3 protein-coding genes and 1 pseudogene are annotated in these 4,775 nt (G+C 58.8%); 2 read left to right on the top strand and 2 right to left on the bottom strand.

The window, feature by feature from the left end:
* Positions 1-235: 235 nt before the first annotated feature.
* Together ACQ4W7_RS29035 and ACQ4W7_RS29030 are read right to left on the bottom strand one after the other, a co-directional pair.
* Entirely contained in the window at positions 236-1,531 is a 1,296-nt protein-coding gene (locus ACQ4W7_RS29035) for an ISNCY family transposase (RefSeq protein WP_436535190.1), read from the bottom strand.
* A gap of 490 nt (positions 1,532-2,021) precedes the next feature.
* Positions 2,022-2,171, bottom strand: a pseudogene (locus tag ACQ4W7_RS29030) (recombinase family protein); the annotation flags it as partial.
* Between the two features lie 848 nt (positions 2,172-3,019).
* Here ACQ4W7_RS29030 and ACQ4W7_RS29025 point away from each other — a divergent pair.
* A complete protein-coding gene (locus ACQ4W7_RS29025; RefSeq protein WP_436535188.1) occupies positions 3,020-3,574 on the top strand; it encodes a hypothetical protein in 555 nt (184 codons plus the stop codon).
* On the top strand, positions 3,571-3,867 hold the full coding sequence (locus ACQ4W7_RS29020; protein ID WP_436535186.1) for a hypothetical protein: 297 nt from the start codon (positions 3,571-3,573) through the stop codon (positions 3,865-3,867). Before ACQ4W7_RS29025 ends, ACQ4W7_RS29020 begins: the two co-directional genes overlap by 4 nt.
* The last annotated feature ends 908 nt before the right edge of the window (positions 3,868-4,775 follow it).

Raw genomic sequence — 4,775 nt, 5'->3', positions numbered from 1 at the left:
CGCGCCGTGGGCGCCGGCAGCGGCGACGTGCTGCAGCTGGCGATCGAGCGCTGCGCTCGATGACGGCCAGGCCGGTGGCCACGCGCCCGCCCAGGGCGACATTCACAAAACAGATCCACGGTGCTGGCCGGCTGGCCGGTGCGCGAGAACGTGTCAACGCTAAATAGAAATGTCCCCTTTTGTCCCAAGTAGAAATGTCCCCTGGGTTCAGCGAAATGGATGGATTTGTTCTCATTCAGAACCTTGCCTGGGGTGGTTTTCCCATGGCGTCGAGTGTTGGCATGCGCTTTTTCCAAGGGTGACCTATTTCTGGCGCCACCCGGGCGCGTGATTCGATGATGTAGTCGACCAGATCGTTGACCTGCTTGCCGTCGACGGGGGCGCATTGATTGCTCGGCCCCGTTGATTGCGCCAAGGTATCAAAGGCTAGCGTACGGCCCTGCCAGCGCAATTCCGTCGCGCCGTCATGATGGCGGTGCACCATGACAGCGGCTCCACGCATGGACAGCCCTGAGCTGACCGTTCTGACTTGAAGCAGGATGCCTTCATGCTGGCAACTCAGATTTTTCGACAGCTTCCTGGTATCTTGCACCGACAGGATACGGCGCAGTTGCTCCGGCTTGCCCAAGTAGGGCACATGCGCGTCGCGTGCGGCGACGGGCGGCACCGCGAAGCGCCGATTGAAGTCGGCGATATAGGTCGGCAACCAGGCGTTGGCGGCCTGCTGGCCACTAATGCCCTGAAGACGCATTTCCTTGACCAGCCTGTCCTGCAGGGTCTGGTTGGCACGCTCGACGCGCCCCTTGGCCTGCGGGCTGTTGGCTTGGATGCCTTCCACGCCAAGTTCCTTGAGCGCACGCGCGAACTGCGTTTGCGCCTCGGCGGCGGGCTCCTTCTGATTGACTCTGAAGACGCTATGGCGGTCGCTGTACAGCGCTGCGGGCAGTCCATGCAGCTCAATGTGGCGCTGCAAGGCCGCCATGTAGCCCAGCGTGGTTTCTGTATCGACAAATTGCAGGTGCGTCAATTCGCCGGTGGCATCGTCAATGAACACCAGCAGACTACAGCGCGCGGCGCGCCCCTCAAACCAATCATGGGGCGAACCATCGATCTGGATGAGCTCTCCGCGCCGTAGGCGTCGCTCGCGCATCGGGTGGGATCTGATCGCCGTCGTGCGACGTGCCTTCCAGTAGCCATGCAGCAGCATCTGCTGGCGTACGGTTTCGACCGAAAGCGTCACGCCATGTACTTCGCGCAACTTCTCCGCTGCTAACGTCGGACCAAAGTCGGAATAGTGTGCGCCAACCAGTGCCATGGCTTGGGTCAGCAACGCGGCATTGATGCGCCGCTTCGACGGTTGGCCGCGCTTCGCGCTCACCAGGCCCGCAGAGCCTGCAACAACGTAGCGACGCTTAAGTCGTTTGATCTGGCGTACGCTCACGCCGAGCCGCTCAGAGGCCTCTTGCTGGCTCAGCATGCCTTCAACCAGTTGCGCCATCAGCTGGGATCTCAGCACTTCCTTGTCGCTCATCTGCGTCACCATGATTTCGTGCCCGTTTATCCCAAAAGGGGACATTACTACTTTGCACGAAGGGGACATTACTACTTTGGGCTAACACGGTGCGCGAGAACGCGCACCAGGTCGGCGCCGCTGGCGCGTCCAGCAGCTGCAGGCGGGCGCGGCGCATCGAGGCGGTGGAAAGTGTCCACCTGCAGGGCGGGGCGGCGCAGGCGGGCGCTGGTGGCGCCAGAGCGCCCCCGGCGCGCAGCGGCCGCATTGGGATTTAAGGTTCAACGGAACGTACAATTGGGTTAAGGGCCTGGCCGGTCAAGATTGAGTTCATAGATGCCGACGCGATAGCTGTGATTGTCAGAGGGCAGCTGCTCAAATGTCAGGACTTGGTTGCACTCACTGAAACATGTCTGGCCCGTATCCGCATGATGGCTGACGCGTCGTGCCAAAATCAGGGCCACCTTGGCGATAGACTCCCGGCCGCGAGATGGCCCACTGCATCGCCTTACTGCACTTTTGTCAGCGCTGACGGACGACCCAACGCCGTCCCTTCGGCGCGTGAGCGTACGATACTGGCCTTGGTGCGCTCGATCAATAGGTCGCGTTCGAATTCAAAAACCGCGCCAAGCATGCTTATGTCCATCTTGCCCGCCGTTGCGAGGACTGGCCCAAATGGCTTAACCGTGTTTTACGTTCCACTGCACCTCAAACCCCGTGATCGAGCCCCGCTCGATGACGGCCAGGCCGGTCCTGCGTTGCACATGGAAAATTTGCAAAACAACGTCGAAAGCAAGCATGTCATCCAGTATCGTGCATTTACCCTATATATTTCGTCGTTGATAAGTTTGTGGATTAAGGGAGTTATCCTCGTGCTTCTACCCTTCCACTGTTCGTGCTTCTACCCTCCCTCTGTTCGTGCTTTTACCCTTCCTCTGTTCGTGCTTCTACCCTTTTAAAGGGGCGTTATCCTCGTGCTTTTACCCTTGTATATACTTATAGAAAAATCCGGTAGGATTTTTCTTGTAGTCATTCTGATAACATTTCTTATAGAATGCCAAAAAAACAGTGGATAACTTCCCGACCCACCAATCTTCATGCGCAAACAGCTGCGCCGCGTAGCAAAAAAAATGGCCCCCCGGAGGGGGGGCTTCGCGCTACGCGCTTGCTGGCCCCCTCAACCCCAACAATAGATTTTCCGCAAGCGGAAAATATAGCGCTTCGCGCACACTTAGAACATAAAAACGCGACGGTCTATAGCTGGCTAGGTGCTGTGCCGGGATACCGCCCCTGCGCTTACGCGCACCGCTACCGCGGCGGGGGGCTACCGGCACAAACCTGAGTCCCCCGGACTCAGGTTCGAGGCACAGCCTATCCAGGTGACGTATCGGTAGGCTTAGAAAAACCGGTTTTGCAGGCCGAGGGGTCGCCACCGCCCCCGATTTCCCCCAGCACAGCGCAGCTTGACGCTTTTACCCCGGCGCGCAGCGCCCACATTCACAAACGCAGGTGGCGCCGTCGACCAGCTGGCCAGCGCCGTGGGCGCCGGCAGCGGCGACGTGCTGCAGCTGGCGATCGAGCGCTGCGCTCGATGACGGCCAGGCCGGTGGCCACGCGCCCGCCCAGGGCGACATTCACAAAACAGATCCCCGTTGCTGGCCAGCTGGTCGGTGCGCGAGGACGCGCACCAGGTCGGCGCCGCTGGCACGTCCAGCAGCTGCAGGTGGCCGCATTCGCAAATCGGGTGGCGCCGTCGACCAGCTGGCCAGCGCCGTGGGCGCCGGCAGCGGCGGCGTGCTGCAGCGGCGATCAAGCGCTGCGCTCGATGACGGCCAGGCCGGTGGCCACGCGCCCGCCCAGGGCGACATTCACAAAACAGATCCCCGTTGCTGGCCAGCTGGCCGGTGCGCGAGAGCGCGCACCAGGTCGGCGCCGCAGGCACGTCCAGCAGCTGCAGGTGGCCGCATTCGCAAATCGGGTGGCGCCGTCGACCAGCTGGCCCGCGCCGTGGGCGCCGGCAGCGGCGGCGTGCTGCAGCTGGCGATCGAACGCTGCGCTCGATGACGGCCAGGCCGGTGGCCACGCGCCCGGTCCTGCGTCGCACACGGCAAATTCACAAACAGATCCCCGGTGCTGGCCAGCTGGCCGGTGCGCGAGAGCGTGCACCAGGTCGGCGCCGCTGGCACGTCCAGCAGCTGCAGGTGGCCGCGGCGCATCGAGGCGAGGGAACGTGTCAACCTGCAGGGCGCAGCGCCCACATTCACAAACCGGGTAGCGCCGTCGACCAGCTGGCCAGCGCCGTGGGCGCCGGCAGCGGCGACGTGCTGCAGCTGGCGATCGAGCGCTGCGCTCGATGACGGCCAGGCCGGTGGCCACGCGCCCGGTCCGGGCTCGTCCAGGACGACAATCACAAAACAGATCCACGGTGTTGGCCAGTACGCTAAGAAACTATTTGACTGTAGAACTGTTGCGACAGACTTTGCATATTTGGTAAGCTAGGTCATACTAGCTTTAAGTAATAGCCAACTATTTTTCATTTGGATATATTTTCTATCGTGCTTCTACCCTTTATTTTCCATGTGGAAATATTTGTCACTAATTTTTTACCTAAAAATTAAGTGATAATTTGTTGTTCCATGTAAATAAATATTTCTTTAAATATATTTTATATGAAAAAAATACATTTAAAGACACATTTGATCATACTTTGATCCTTAATTTTTGTTTGTTGATAACCCTGTGAACTCAGGTAGTTGTCCTCGTGCTTTTACCGTTAAGTTTTCATGCTTCTACCCTACCTTTGTTCGTGCTTTTACCCCTCTTCACTTCGTGCATTTGCCCTATAGATACATGAGTTATCCTCGTGCTTTTACCCTTGTGTATACTTATAGAAAAATCCGATAGGATTTTTCTTGTAGTTTTTCTGATAATACTTCTTATAGAATACCAAAAACACAGTGGATAACTTCCCGACCCACCAATCCTCATGCGCAAACGGCTGCGCCGCGTAGCAAAAAAAATGGCCCCCCGGAGGGGGGGCTTCGCGCTACGCGCTTGCTGGCCCCCTCAACCCCAACAATAGATTTTCCGCAAGCGAAAAATATAGCGCTGCGCGCACACTTAGAACATAAAAACGCGACGGTCTATAGCTGGCTAGGTGCTGTGCCGGGATACCGCCCCTGCGCTTACGCGCACCGCTACCGCGGCGGGGGGCTACCGGCACAAACCTGAGTCCCCCGGACTCAGGTTCGAGGCACAGCCTATC

Origin of the sequence: Janthinobacterium algoris (genome assembly GCF_051380935.1) — a bacterium.
In the GTDB taxonomy this organism is placed as follows: domain Bacteria; phylum Pseudomonadota; class Gammaproteobacteria; order Burkholderiales; family Burkholderiaceae_D; genus Janthinobacterium.
This window is presented reverse-complemented; position numbering and strand designations above follow the sequence as displayed.